The 14834-nt window shown below is 40.6% G+C and carries 12 protein-coding genes; 2 read left to right on the top strand and 10 right to left on the bottom strand.

Going from position 1 to position 14834, the window contains the following annotated elements:
* Positions 1–3 precede the first annotated feature (3 nt).
* Positions 4–1179 carry a multidrug efflux MFS transporter periplasmic adaptor subunit EmrA gene (gene emrA / locus SC428_RS11585; RefSeq protein WP_140179759.1) on the bottom strand — a complete coding sequence of 392 codons (1176 nt, stop codon included), beginning with the start codon at positions 1177–1179 and terminating at the stop codon, positions 4–6.
* A 716-nt stretch (positions 1180–1895) separates the two neighbouring features.
* On the opposite strand from emrA, the gene glgB reads away from it, so the two are divergent.
* The gene (glgB, locus tag SC428_RS11580) at positions 1896–4109 is read left to right on the top strand and encodes a 1,4-alpha-glucan branching protein GlgB (RefSeq protein WP_318707852.1); all 2214 of its coding nucleotides are present in this window, start codon (positions 1896–1898) and stop codon (positions 4107–4109) included.
* A 9-nt stretch (positions 4110–4118) separates the two neighbouring features.
* Positions 4119–5558 (top strand): glycogen synthase GlgA, encoded by a 1440-nt coding sequence (gene glgA, locus SC428_RS11575; protein WP_318707851.1) that lies wholly within the window; start codon positions 4119–4121, stop codon positions 5556–5558.
* 32 nt (positions 5559–5590) lie between these two features.
* Here the strand turns inward: glgA and SC428_RS11570 are convergent, their stop codons facing one another.
* The 9 genes from SC428_RS11570 to SC428_RS11530 form a co-directional block, all read right to left on the bottom strand.
* Positions 5591–5890: a hypothetical protein gene (locus SC428_RS11570; protein WP_318707850.1), complete on the bottom strand. Its 300-nt coding sequence runs from the start codon at positions 5888–5890 to the stop codon at positions 5591–5593.
* Positions 5891–6186: 296 nt separating this feature from the next.
* Positions 6187–6456, bottom strand: a complete 270-nt coding sequence (locus SC428_RS11565) for a PAAR domain-containing protein (RefSeq protein ID WP_318707849.1) — start codon at positions 6454–6456, stop codon at positions 6187–6189.
* Positions 6440–7396: a hypothetical protein gene (locus SC428_RS11560; RefSeq protein ID WP_318707848.1), complete on the bottom strand. Its 957-nt coding sequence runs from the start codon at positions 7394–7396 to the stop codon at positions 6440–6442. The genes SC428_RS11565 and SC428_RS11560 overlap by 17 nt, the downstream gene beginning before the upstream one ends.
* Positions 7397–7520: 124 nt before the next feature.
* Complete coding sequence (locus SC428_RS11555) at positions 7521–8465, bottom strand: hypothetical protein (protein ID WP_318707847.1); 945 nt, start codon at positions 8463–8465, stop codon at positions 7521–7523.
* A 308-nt stretch (positions 8466–8773) separates the two neighbouring features.
* Positions 8774–9043: a PAAR domain-containing protein gene (locus tag SC428_RS11550; protein WP_283126213.1), complete on the bottom strand. Its 270-nt coding sequence runs from the start codon at positions 9041–9043 to the stop codon at positions 8774–8776.
* 15 nt (positions 9044–9058) lie between these two features.
* On the bottom strand, positions 9059–10069 hold the full coding sequence (locus tag SC428_RS11545) for a hypothetical protein (RefSeq protein ID WP_318707845.1): 1011 nt from the start codon (positions 10067–10069) through the stop codon (positions 9059–9061).
* Positions 10070–10077: 8 nt separating this feature from the next.
* Positions 10078–11760: a hypothetical protein gene (locus SC428_RS11540; RefSeq protein ID WP_318707844.1), complete on the bottom strand. Its 1683-nt coding sequence runs from the start codon at positions 11758–11760 to the stop codon at positions 10078–10080.
* Positions 11757–12701: a DUF4123 domain-containing protein gene (locus SC428_RS11535; protein ID WP_318707843.1), complete on the bottom strand. Its 945-nt coding sequence runs from the start codon at positions 12699–12701 to the stop codon at positions 11757–11759. Before SC428_RS11535 ends, SC428_RS11540 begins: the two co-directional genes overlap by 4 nt.
* Positions 12701–14821 (bottom strand): type VI secretion system Vgr family protein, encoded by a 2121-nt coding sequence (locus tag SC428_RS11530; protein WP_318707842.1) that lies wholly within the window; start codon positions 14819–14821, stop codon positions 12701–12703. Before SC428_RS11530 ends, SC428_RS11535 begins: the two co-directional genes overlap by 1 nt.
* Between the last annotated feature and the right edge of the window lie 13 nt (positions 14822–14834).

The raw sequence follows: 14834 nt of genomic DNA, 5'->3' as shown, positions 1-14834 counted from the left end.
GGGCTAATCCGCGTTTTCGTTAATGATAGTGTCGATAACAGCATCGACCTCATTGAGTTTCAGTACCAATACATCACTCTCAAATGCCGGCGTTTCGCGCTGAACCTCAGCTAAGACCGGACCATTTTCATCTTTAATATCAATAGTTGCGTTCATCGATAAACCAATACGCAATGGATATTTAGCCACTTGTTCAGGATCTAACTCTACACGTACAGGCAAACGCTGAACCACTTTGATCCAGTTACCCGTCGCATTTTGTGCCGGTAATAGAGAGAAAGCACTACCTGTTCCCATATCGAGCCCTACCACTTTCCCAGTAAACACAATATCGTCACCATAAAAATCACTGGTTAACGTCACGGGCTGCCCGATACGTACTTTTTCTAACTGGGTTTCTTTGAAGTTAGCATCCACCCAGACAGGTTGTGCGGGCACGATAGCCATTAATGACCCTTGTGGGCCAACTTGTGAACCGACTTGTACGTTACGACGCGAAACATAACCCGTCATTGGGCTTTTCACTTCAGTACGTTGCAAGTTAATCCACGCATTGCGCACACTATCAGCCGCTTGTTGGATAGCGGGCTGCTTTTTCAGCTCTGTATTGCGCAATAATGCGCGATTTGCATTATATTGCTGAATAGAAATATCCAGAGCTGCTTGCGCGAGTTGCACCGCTTCTTGTGAATGCTGCAAATCTTCTTTCGATATTGTTCCGCTACGACCTAAAGCCACGCGACGTTGGTAATCTTTCTGTGCTTGCGCAAGTGATACTCTATTTTTTTGGATCTGAGCTTGATACTCATCACCATTAATATACAGCTCTTTAGTTTTACGCACGGTGGTGGCTAAATCGTGTTTTGCTTGTTCATACGCTAACGTTGCATTGGTTTTATCCAATACCACCAGCACATCACCTGCTTTTACTAAATCGGTATTTTCAAAATTTACTTGCGTCACATTACCGGTTGTTTGCGCAATAATAGGTATTTGTAGCCCCGAAACATACGCATCATCAGTATATTCCTGAAAGCGTAATACCAAAAACCAGTAAGCGCCATAAGCAACAAACAGCAAAACAATAATAATGGAAGCTATTGCCATCCATAGTTTTCTGCGTGTTTCATTTTTTTTCGTTTTTTGATTAGTTTCGATTGAATTTGTCGGTTGATCCATAATAACTCTCTGGGTCTTACTCATTTATTAATCACTGCTCTTATCTTTACGGAGTAATACTAATAAAGCAATAGCGATTTCCATTTAACAAATTAATTTTTTGACATTCTGACTAATTAGAATGTTATATTTTTCATCGATAAATGATAATAATGTTTAATAGCGAACATCTTAAATAGAAAGTCATTAACATAATGAATTACAAAGATTATTTTTGTTGACTTTTTACTCTACAGATTTATTATCTCCACAAACAAGATTATTTTTAATTTATTCGTTTTTTACTCTAAATAATTCGAAGTTCAGCTAGGCAACAAGTGGCTCCATCACTAGCCATATACATAAGTATGTAACTGGCAAGTAAATTCGGTCAACAATGCTGTAACTTGAACTATAACGAGTATAGATTGTTTTCATCAACACCGCCCATTTACTTATTCTTATAATTATATTTGCTGCCTAATGGGATCATTTTTGATTAATCTCAACATTTCCCATTATAAAATTAGTTAGTCATATCGTTATACAGAATAAGAAAAATCAAGTTATTACTATAGAGACCACTATACTTTAAATAATTCGAGTTGTAGGTCGACAGTAAACGGAAATAGGCAAGGAGTATAGATACACTCGGTGACTCGGCTAGCTGAGCGTAGTCAACAACCCTGCATCTTGAAGTATGACGAGTATATAACTTCGATCTTTCAGGAGAAATGATGAAAGCAATTGAGCAGCAATCAGGGCAACAACAGATCATTGAGCAGTTATTTGCAGGGAAATATCGTGACCCCTTTTCATTTCTCGGCATGCACCGCGTGGGAGAAATAACCTATTTTCGCGTATTACTACCGAATGCTCAGCAAGTCACGATTTTAGATAGATTCACTGCCACGCCCGTTATTCAGCTGTCTCAAATTGATCCTCGAGGTTTCTTTTCTGGCCATATTGCCTCTTTAGATAAAAACTTTACCTATATCTTGCAGATTAACTGGGGGGATACTCAGCAAGTTATTGAAGATCCTTACCGCTTTGGAACACTACTTAGTGATGCAGACACTCAGCAAAATTTTTCATTTGAAAAGTTGGGTGCGCACTTACGGCAACTTGATGATATCAGTGGTACCCATTTCTGTGTTTGGGCTCCTAATGCGCAACGAGTTTCAATCGTTGGCGACTTCAATTTTTGGGATGGTCGCCGCTATCCAATGCGTTATCGTCCTGAAAGTGGGATCTGGGAAATTTTTCTACCCGCAATCAGCGCAGGAACACGCTATAAATATGAAATACTTGATGCGAATGGTGAGCTACAATTTAAATCAGACCCTTATGCCTTTCGTAGCCAATTACGTCCTGATACCACATCGATTGTTTCCCCTCTTCCACAAAAACGTTATCCGACCAAAAAACAAGCACAAGCTAATCAACGTAATGCCCCTGTTGCTATTTACGAAGTCCACCTAGGTTCATGGCGACGGACACAAGATGGCACAACGTGGCTAAGTTATCGAGAACTCGCAACAACATTACTCCCTTATGTTAAAGACATGGGGTTTACCCATCTCGAAATATTGCCAATCAGTGAACACCCTTTTGATGGCTCTTGGGGCTATCAACCATTAGGAATTTATTCACCAACCAGCCGCTATGGTTCACCACAAGACCTGATAGATTTTATCGATGAAGCGCATCGACAAGGTATTAATGTGATCCTCGATTGGGTTCCAGGGCACTTTCCTTCTGATGCCAGTGGGTTAGCCAACTTTGATGGTACGGCGCTCTATGAATACGCTGATCCAAAAGAAGGCCGACATCGTGATTGGGACACCTTGATTTATGACTATCGCAGCCCTGAAGTTCGCCGATTCTTAGCCGATAATGCAGTATATTGGGTGGAACGTTTTGGATTTGATGGGTTAAGGGTCGATGCTGTTGCATCCATGATCTACCGTGATTACAGCCGCCCAGATGGAGAATGGATAGCTAATGAGTACGGCGGCAACGTCAACCTTGAAGCAGTTAGCCTACTACAACACACGAACGAATTACTGCATCAAATTCAGCCGGATACCTTAATGGCGGCAGAAGAATCAACCAGTTTCTCTGGCGTCACACTTCCACCTTCCCTTGGTGGATTAGGCTTTAACTACAAATGGAACATGGGTTGGATGCATGACACCCTCGATTATTTACAGTTAGACCCAATTGCTCGTAAATTTCATCATAATAAAATGACCTTCGGTGTGATGTATGCATGGAGTGAAAACTTTATTTTGCCATTATCCCACGATGAAGTCGTCCATGGTAAAGGCTCACTGTTGCGCAAAATGTCTGGCTCCCCTGAACAAAAATTTGCCACACTGCGTGCCTATTACGGATTTATGTGGGCGCATCCAGGTAAAAAACTCCTTTTTATGGGGGGAGAGATGGCGCAGTGGCGTGAATGGGATCATGACGGTCAGCTAGACTGGGAACTGCTCGATATTCCAACTAGCCCCCATGCAGGCGTACAACGTTTTGTCAAAGATCTCAATTTCACCTATCGCCACACACCCGCGCTATACGATCATGATCATCATCCAGAAAGCTTTGAATGGCTGATCGTCGACGATTACGATAACTCTGTATTTGCATTTATCCGTTACGCCGCCAATGGCGATGCATTGTTTATCGTGAGCCATTTCACCCCAGTGACTCGTGAACACTACCGTATTGGCGTCAAAACTGCGGGAGAATACCAAATCGTGCTCAACAGCAACGCACATATCTATGGTGGAAACGATGCGCAAGACACTGCATCCGTGACCAGTCAACCAATCAAAACCCACGGGTGTGACCACTCGATCGAGTTAACGCTGCCACCACTCTCAACGCTGTATTTCAAACTTAAGTCACCACTTAAACATACACGGCTAGCCTCGAAACAGAAGTAAGGAGTCAAAATGAAAATATTACATGTTTCTGCCGAATTCTTTCCTTTAGTCAAAACAGGTGGCTTAGCCGATGTCGTCGCTGCACTACCGGCTGCACAACGACAGCATGGCTCCGATGCAAGAGTTTTACTCCCCGGTTTTCCGGCGATTATCAATCAAGCCACCGATAAACAAAAAGTCACCACGCTAAACACTTATGCAGGTGAAATCACCCTCTATTACAGCCAATATCAAGATACACCAATGTATATCATTGATGCGCCACATTTATACCAACGCGAAGGCAGCCCTTACCACGATGGTTATAATAATGCTTATCACGATAATTATCGTCGATTTGGAGTATTAGGCTTTGTGGCGGCAGAGCTTGCTAGAGGTTGTGACTCACTATGGCAGGCAGAAATCGTCCATGCACATGACTGGCATGCTGCTCTAGCCTGTGCTTATCTTGCTGCTTACGGTTATCCCGCACGCTGCATGTTCACGATCCACAATATCGCCTACCAAGGACTATTTTCGCCACATCATATTCATGAATTATGGTTACCCACTGAGTTTTATAATGTGAATGGTTTAGAATTTTATGGTCAACTTTCCTTTATGAAGGCCGGTTTATTTTATGCCAACCACACCAATGCTGTCAGCCCAACCTACGCAAAAGAAATCTTAGATCCTCATTATGCGAATGGTTTAGATGGCTTATTAAACCAACTCAATCAAGAACAGCGGCTGAGTGGAATTTTGAATGGTATCGATACCGCCGTATGGTCACCTTCTCACGATAAATTGCTTGCACACAAGTACAGTGATCGCAGCCTAAAAAATAAGCCAAAAAACAAACTTGCTATCCAGAAGTTACTTGGCCTAGCCCAACAAACTGAGCAGCCCTTGTTCGCGGTTGTCAGCCGCATGACCCGCCAAAAAGGTTTAGATCTGATCCTAGAGGCTTTGCCTGATCTACTCAGCTCAGGTAGCCAATTTATTTTACTGGGTAGTGGGGATCACGAGCTGGAAGATGCTTATCGTCATATTCAATCACAATACCCCGATCAAATTCGCGTGATTATCGGCTACGACGAACCTATGTCTCATCAAATTATTGCGGGCGCTGATGTATTGATGGTACCAAGCCGTTTTGAACCCTGCGGTTTAACTCAGCTATATGCACTACGCTATGGCACATTACCACTGGTGCGACACACGGGTGGCCTAGCGGATACGGTAACAGATTGCTCGCTGGAAGCGCTTAAACATAAAACTGCGACCGGTTTTGTATTTCACGAAAGTGACTCTACTGATTTGAAAGCCGCGATTGATCGGGCATTTGCATTATGGGGATCCCCAATACAATGGCAACAAGTACAAAAAAATGCCATGGCAAAAGATGTCAGTTGGCATAAATCTGCCGAGGCATATTTAGCCATTTATCGTCGTTTGCTGGATCAGTGATATTTGGAAGAGATAAAGCGGTATCCTCCGCTTTATCTTGCAAATAATAGTGCATTACTCTTACGCCTTTCAGTAAGAGTTTGTTCAATCTCTTTTTGTATTGTTTTTGATACTGATATTTCTTGAGCCAGTTTTGGAAAATAAGTTAACGTGTCAACAATTTGTTGAATACAAATACGTGCTTGCTCCCAATTAGCAAAGCCGGCATCTTCTGCTAACTTTTGTATTGCCTCCCGTGGAGGTTTCTTGCCAAAACCCATAAATATGATGACATACCTATTCAAATCCGGCTTATTCCGCGATTCCTCCATTTCTTTCTTTTTCTCTTCCATGTACTGACAAAACTCACACCTATATTTTCCTGTTCCCACTCTTGCCAGAAGAACATTAATGATATCAATACGTAATCCCAAACCAATAAGTGACGTAAAAGATAAGTCCAGATCATATCTTTTTTGACATAGAGCTGGGGTGACTGGCAACTGCTCAAAAATTTGATACTAACCCCTGCTTACTTCAAAGTGAGTAGAATATTCCAAGTTGCTAAACCGACGCCCTTGAATATATTCACCCCATTCTCAGATTGCATCTGTATGATTTTGTTACCTTAGAATCAACTAAGAGTCGCTCATCCGACCGCAACTAATACACAGCCATTCGAGCAGCCACACGCCACTTTATGGCCTTCGAGTGCGACAGGGATCCCGTTGATTTTCATTAAACTGTCCCCCTCGGCGATAGTGCCCGTTTTTTTGCATGACGGGCAATAAACCAAGTCGCCTACACAGGCGACGCCTTCGGTTTGTTTGGCTAGGGAAGAGCCTGTCAGAACTGTACCGCCGGTGTTGGTGGTGTCGTTTTTTAAAATGATTTTACGGCCGTTAACTGTGCTGCGCATTCAACGCTTTCTCCTTGTCGCGTTTAATCAATATAGCTTCAATTTGTGCTTCAAAATCTTTTGGTAATTTATTGCGAGAGAGTAAAAGCAACGGTTTTGGTTGCTTATAATCACTATCCATCACTGCATCACGCCCCTCACGCATAAACGTATTCACAAAACTGACCAATATATTGGCTTCTTTATCTGTATTAAAGTTAAGGTTTGACATGGCTGAGGCATAGGGTAAAAACATCTCTTCTTGTAATTCACCATTCTCCGTATTAATACTGTATAACCGGACAGCAAGCATAATCGGGGCGTGACCATACTCGACATATTCATAACGATCTGCTGAGACTTTTCCTTTTAAATAGCTATAGACATATTTTTTCTCACGGTCAAAAACCAGAACAGGCAGGGTTCTTAAAAAGATGATATAACCGGTCATACTGGTAACAGCACCAAAGATTAACGTCATGACTATAATAAAAAAATCACCACCATTGACTTTATTTACATGCCCCCCCCATAAATAGTAGTCGACAAAGAAAACCCCAAAGCTCGTATTACCTTCTCCATAAAATGGTTCGAGTTCCTTAACTCGTTCAGTTAAAGTTATATTTTTTGCTTTAAAATAGTTATAATCTTGTTCATACATTGAAATGATATCAACAAAACTATTATAATGTCTTATATTTGAACTTATTAATTCACTCACAAATAATATAAAACAAACTAAAAAAACCAAAAAAAAGCTCATTGCTCCAACATCACGTTTTCCACGATTAATATTCGCAATTGCACATTGTTTAGTATTGATTTCATCAATAAAAGTAAGTTCTTCGAGAGCAATATTATTTTGATAGCGTTCGTTATTGGCTGCCAAACGTTGTTTTTTAGCACGCGCAAAACTGGATGTTAATGTCAGATGTTTTTTGGCAAAGGCAACTATACCCATTATATTTTTTCCTCATTAATAAAACCCAGAACGCTATTGGCTTCATCTAACCTGTTTTTAACCATTTAAAATATTAGAAACACCGGTGTTGGTGGTGTCGTTTTTTAAAATGATTTTACAACCGTTAACTGTGCTGCGCATGAGGCTTTTCCTTGTCTAATTTGACTAAAATTGCATCGATTTGCTGCTCAAAATCAGCTGGGATAGGGTTTTTACCAAAAAAGACTTTCGGTTTTTCTCGGTAATAGTTTGACTGAATAAGCGCATCGCGGCCTTCACGCATATAGGTATTGATAAAATTAATAAAACGTTGGTCATGATAATCAGTACTGGTATGGTACACCGAATACACATACACATTTGGAAAGAACAGTTCTGTAACCAATGATTGCTTGTATTTATCAAAACCAAATAATTGGATGGCAATCATTTTACCGATTTTTCCGACACCCACCTCCGGATAGCGTGCGACAAATACCTTTCCACCATGCCACGTATACACTAAATTCTTGTCGCGATCAAAAACCAAAGTGCGCGGTTTTTTGAAAAAGGACTGATAGCCTCCCACAACAATAAAAAGAAATAAAATCAATAATAAAATAGAAGAAAGAAATATCTCTAAATAAGGGGTTGTTGTAATATAGCCATTAAAGTAAACATGAAAATAATCGACCAAAGATATTTTTTCTTGATTAAAGTAGGGGGTATATTTATCAACAACAAATTCAGGTAGTTTGTCTCTTTGTGTTTTATCTTCATATAACGCTTTATATTCCAACGTATAAGTTTGAAGCCGTTTATTAAAATTTGTATAACTTTTATGATGGTCCATAAAAACAAAGTGAAAAAACATAGCAAATGCAATAATCCCAGAAATAAATCCCGGAAATGCAAACGCATCACGGCGTCGAATGTCTTTGTTAACCAAAATGCATTGCTGCTTATCGACTGTTTCTAGAAAATCCAATTCTGACATTGGCCAATCTTCAGTATAGCGCTCTCCCAGCTCCCCCAAAGGCTGTGGTTTTAGCCGATGAGGATGTTTGGCAGGATTAAAAAAAATACTCATTAAATATTCTCACTGTTAATAAAACCGATTATTGTATTATTTTCTTGAGCATCACCACTCCAATCACAATCAGGTAATAGGCTAATAACTTGAACAATGGTTACAGTTAGCCGTCATCTAATCTGATAACATATCAATATAATTAATCTTTAATTAATCCATTAACGACCATCAATAATTATTATGTTTTTCAGCGTCAATTAACTTTTGATATATTGGTTAGCATCAGTTACTTCCATATTTAATTGGTCATATGGCGCAGCCTCCCACTGCACCACATGACTAAGAACATCCGTGCTCAAGAGCAACTAGCCAATTTTGACAGAAGAGCCACCGATAAGCACACCGCCACAGCTAACCGCGTCTCCCTCTCTTGCAGCCGGTTTTCCATCAATGAAAACACGACTTGAACCACCTGCAATCGTCCTTTCATGACCACCATGTGAAGCAAGCGCATCCCCTTGTCGTGCAACAGGTTTGCCATCAACTTTTACGGTTGGTGAACCGCTAATCACTTGAGTAGCGCCATGTTTTCCATGACCCGTACCGGTATCTCCGAGAAGAATAATTGTTGGCATAGTTAATCATCCTTATTAAATAACCGGCACAAATTTGCCATCAATTAATGAGAATATTGGAGAAAAAGTATATATTCCTTTAACTCCATTAATACTAGTATATCTCATCGATAATGGCGAAAGATCTGGATCTTCCTTATAAACCATTCTAACTAATCGTCCTTTATTAAAAGAAATAACTTCAAAATTATTCCAATCTATCGGGATCATTTTTGCATTTTTACGTTTAAACACTTCATCAAATTGATGAGAGTTAAATATTTTATCTGGTGTAGAATCTGAAGAAACTGCCCAAGCATCCAAAGCAATTGCTAACGATTTTTTAACTCCATCAAGATTTTTATTATTAAACTCCATCCATAAGTTCTCATATGCCATTTTCAGTTCATCAATTTGTTGTTGAGTACCTGTGTATGGTTCAGATGTCACCCATTTCCATTCAGGAATACCATTAATAACTATTTCTTTATCAAATTGATAAATAGTCATACCATTAGGGTATTCATTTTCAGGTACATCTCTAAGTTTATTGTTAGTTACTTTTTGAGTATATTCTTTGTTTGTTTTTTTTATTACACTCTGATCAATTTCATTATTTAAATATGCTTCAGGAATACCATCATCGCTAATTTTGACAATGAGATTACCTAAAGTTCCAACTTTACCTTCATTATAATCAACAAACCTTATTTCTGCTGTACAATATGCATTTCTATTGAAAGAGTTTTTATTTTCTTCTTGTTTATTTTTTGAAAACCATTCAGGTGAAGCTATTTCTATTGTAAAAGTGTTTGAGCCATTCTCTAATGCTAACAATGAGTTGGTTGCCGTAGTTCCTGCTGGTGAACCTCGCAATACCGCATCACGATTATTCACTCCAGGCACTTCATTTGCTTTTATTTTACAATACGCATATTTAATATCTACCCTTGTATTTACTGATAAATTTGTTTTTGTTGTTGATGCCATCACTGTATTTCCTATCATCATTAGAATAAAAGAAAAAATAATCTTAGTAGATTTCATTTTTACACCTATAATTTATTGATTCGATAAGCATCCAAAATAGGGTTGCTATACATGGGAACAACATGTGGCTCAACCTGTTTTCTTGGCCTTGTTACACGTTCTTTCCCTGTTATATTGATTCTAACATCAGAATCTTCAGCTTTTAAGGCGGGTGCTATTTGATATAGTAAAGGTTTTGATTCAGCAAGTGTGCTCTCTTGTTGTTCAATTTCTTCATTCTTATTACTAGATAAATGCAAATCTGCTTTAAACCAAGCTCTTAACGATATTCCATCATGACAAGCCACAGCATCAATACCATCATCGTGAGAGTCAATTTCAAATGAACCTTTCGTTTCTAATTGAAAGCCCGCATTTAAGCTAGCCTCCATAAAAAATATCGATGTTTCTACAGAGAGGCTAACTGAACCTTTAACACCTAATTCCACCACCCCTTTATCACAGCCAAATTTAGAGCCATCTTTTAGTGTGTGTATTCTTCCTACAATTGCATGGACTGAGCAACTGATAACAATTTCAGCTTCAATGTCTGCACTAAAGGTATTTTGAGTTTTACTCTTCTTTTGATATTGCTTATTTTTTTTACTTCTGTCACTTAATGCAGAGCGCAGTTTCTCTGCCGCCATTGCGGTGCCAGGACCTGAAATACTTGCAAGAAGTTGTATCACATCAATTTTAAAATCAAAACCAATTAAAGGTGCACCTTGAATGCCGATAACTGTTTTTGGATTCGGTGGATTTTCGCTATCTTCATGAAAAAATGTCAAACCAATTTTAAGTGGATTCAACGTAAAACTAAAAAGAGGAAAACTAGGCTCCTCATTTTTTTTAGCTGATGGCGAAATATGTAAAAATCTATCTTTAAAAATAGAGGTAAATTTATCAATTTTAGATAACCCTTCAAAGTCACTGAGCAGCTGTGTTTTTCCACTTTCGCCTTGATAAGGTATCAATGAATATTCGTGCCCACCAACATTACAAGAAAATTCAACATCAAATGACATCTTATCTGTTTTAAAAAATGGTACAGTATTGAGCGTCCATCCTTTATGTAGATGATTTAAATCTTTTGGTAAAGCCTGCCCTTTCTCTTCTTTTTTCTTAATTGTCAGGCTGCGCTGCTCTGCTTTACGATCTTTATCTTCACGAGTTCCTGTTTCTGTTGACCAAGAAAAACTTGCAGCAAACCCCACTTTGAATGAAGGCTTTATCGCCAATCGAGCATCTAAAAATGTTTTATTACATCTATCAACTTTTAGGTCGTAAAAATGCGGATTTTTAAATGCATTAACTGGCGCCATAACATTAGCGATTATATCCCACAGTTTTTCTACTGAAAAATACCAGCCATCATAATCAACAAATTGTAATTCGACTATTTCTTCCTTATTCAGTGCTAATTTTTTGTTTAATCGCTGTTTATCTGAGCTAATCGATGCTTTATGTGACTTTTCTGGATGCTTTTCATTAATTTGAATAGCCAGTTTAGCTAAATTAGAACTTACTCTAATTTTGTATGTCTTCTGAAAATTATCCTTATCAGGCCAACTGACTAATAAATTCTCCACATACTCATTATTAGGAAGCTCAATAATTTCCTTGATTGTTATTTTTTGATAACAATTTTCAGGTATACCACATGTTTGACATACATTAGTCACTTTACCCGATACATTATTCTCACTCATTTCATTACTTCCTTGTTAAATACAGGCAAAAAACCAAATATTTTGATAAGTAAACTACTCACCCTGTAATCGCCAGGGCTACCATCATCATCTAAATCTGATAACCATTCTGTGGGTATAGCTGTAAAATCTTTAATTTGATGCATACTTAATAAATAACCTAATTGCTGAAATGATACCTCATCATCAATTCTATTTAATTTACAGTAGTCAAATAAATTCCATGCCATATTCTCTGCTGCAAGTAATCTTGCTTCTGAAAAATAACGAATTTCTTTCTCATAACAAAGTTTAGGATTTCTCAATGTTTTACTGAGAATGTCTTTTTCATTTTGAAAAGAATCCGAATCTTCCTCCATATTTAAAGAGCTGGTTGCAAAATAAACTATTAACTTTTTGACAAAGCTAGTTTGAAACATTTTATTTATCCTCTCATATTGAGTTTGGCTAAACTTCATCAACTTACCGCTTTGTTTGACACTCTCAGGGTAACGGCGGCGCTCTAATTCAAAATCAGACTCTTCGTGCTCACCCCATAATTGCGTTTCCAGTTTTTTAATCGGCCCTAAAAATGTATGCAACCGCCAGTTATCAAACGTGCTGAGTACGTCCCATACATTGCGTGGGTCGTAATAGCGCCAAAACACCGGTTTGTCTTGACCGGGGATCATCACCATCAAATATTTACGCAGGTGCTGGCGCAGTTCGCGCATGGTAGCTTGGGTGTACACATAAATGCCCCATGGCGTATCGCGTTGGCTGAGCCACTTTCTCACCTCAGGTGTCGCTTCCACCAAATACGGCGCAAGTTCAGCAATCTCTGGCTGGATAGGCTCGCTGTACAAGCAGCTGGCAGGCGGATCGAGCTCTTCCAACATCGTAAAAATATCCGGTTCAGAAGCTGCATCGATAATGGCATAGCAGGTATCTAATTTTGCCATTACTCCTCCTCCTCTTGGGTCTCTTTCATTGGGCAATGTGCTACAAAGGCGGCACCTGTGCTGGCAGCTGCTTTCAATACCGCTGGATTGGTGGCTTGTAAAATATCCCCTGGGCTGCCCCCTGAATTCAGGTTAATCGCAGGACCTTTAATATCAACGCCACCACTGTGGATCACCACAAAGCTCCCCCCAACTTTTAAGGTAATTTTACTGCTGCTTTGTAGAGTGATGTCCCCTTGTGCATTGGTGCTAATCACACCTTGCACGGCTTCGACGCTGTCACCTTCAATCGTAGTGTGTTGGTCACCGTCAATTTTGCTTTGGTAATTACCCGTGGTTTTATGCGCTTGATTACCTTCTACGGTGACTGTGCGGTTATTGGCGATCACCAGTTCATCGTCGTGACCAATACTGGTTGTACGGTCATAATTAATCCGTTCACCCCGTGAATTCAGGACATTAATAGCTAAGTTCTTCTGCGCATGTAAATAGATTTCTTGTTTGCCGTTATAATCCTCAAAGCGCAGTTCATTGAACCCCTCACCTTTGTGGGTTTTGGTACGAAACGTGGTGCGCGTCTTGTCTTTGGGTAAGTCTATCGGCGGACGATTTCGACCATTATAGGTACATCCGGTTATGATGGGCTTATCTATATCATTGTTTAAATAGGATATTATGACCTCTTGCCCGATTCTGGGGATCGCCATAAACCCAAATCCATCGCCGTTCCAACCCTGTGCAACTCTCACCCAGCAGGATGCGCTGTGGTCGGGCTTTCCGCGCCGGTCCCAATGGAAATAGACCGTCACCGCCCCTTGTTCGTTGGTGTAGATTTCTTCCCCCGGTGGTCCTACTACCGTCGCAAGTTCATTGCCATCGGCAGTCGGTTTATAACGGTACGGCGGTCGCCACTCTTGGGTGCTTGGCATAAAGGTGATGGTGTTGCTCAGCTGGGTGCCTTGACCGCCGCTGTTGTCGGCAAGCGGTTGTACACCGTGGTGATGGGCAGTGACCACTTGCCAATCATCGTTCATCTTGCTACTGGGGTGGTTGCTCAGCGAGAAAATTCGCCCCGGTGCCAGTTCGATACAGTTGGTCGAGGCGGTACCCACTTCACGGTTGTTTTGCGATTGCTCGTAACGAATTTGATTGAACACGTTACCTTCGGCGTCGTCTTGAAAGCGCCCATAGCTCTCAAACACTTCGTGTTGTTGGTGATTTTCACCCGTCACTTGGTGGCTCAGTGGGTGGGAGGGACGTAATGGGTTATAGTCTTTATCAATACGAATATCGCTGCACAGGTTTTCTACATAACGCCATGCGGTCACCGTGCTGTCAGTGATATCGGTCTCCGATTGTGGGTTATAGGTCAGGTGCAGTCCCGCCTTCATCCCCAAGTGGCGGTCGCTGTAAAACATCATCGAACCTTCTTCAAACCAAAAGGTAATGCCTTCTTCGGCCGCGAGGCGGCACCAGAAATCGAACATCGTTTCGCGCTTTTGGGTAATATAGCGGCGTTCAAGATGCTCTTCGGGGTGATACAGCAACTTGTCGTTGGGAATATGCGCTTCCTGTAATAAGGTGTTGAGCACCTTCGGCACCGTGGTGTTTTGGAAGATGCGGCTGTCTTGTTTAAGGGTCATCACCCACATTTCAGGGCGAATAACAAACTGATACCACGTCTTCACCCCGTCAGTATTTCCCTGCTCAACGCTCGCCAATAACCCCTCAATTTTTCGGGTGACTATCCCTTCTCGCATCACTGTGAGTGAGCATTTATCCCCCAGTACCCGCTTAAAATCGATATTGGGCAATGGACTCACCGCTTGAATGGTCAGGGTGAACAGTTCCGACAACCCTTCGTGCAAGTCAAATTGGGTGACTTGAAACGTGCCTTCGGGAAGATTGGCAATTTGACACGTAAACACCAACCCTGAATAAAGCTTACGATTGGCTATCGCCTCGTAGATATCAATGCCACTCGCTTGAGGTTGGTTAGCGAGAGCCGAGCCTGATGGCACATCAAGGCGTGGCGGCTTGGTTTTATTCACTAACGATTGCCAGTGGTTCGCGGCTTTTTCCGCATCGGATAAGGGCTTTTTCGGTATATTGGTTGGCATCAGTGGTTTCCCT

Source organism: Providencia sp. 2023EL-00965, from assembly GCF_033550225.1.
GTDB classification, from domain to species: Bacteria; Pseudomonadota; Gammaproteobacteria; order Enterobacterales; family Enterobacteriaceae; genus Providencia; species Providencia manganoxydans.
The sequence above is the reverse complement of the archived record's forward strand: the minus strand, read 5'-3'. Positions and strand labels throughout refer to the sequence as shown.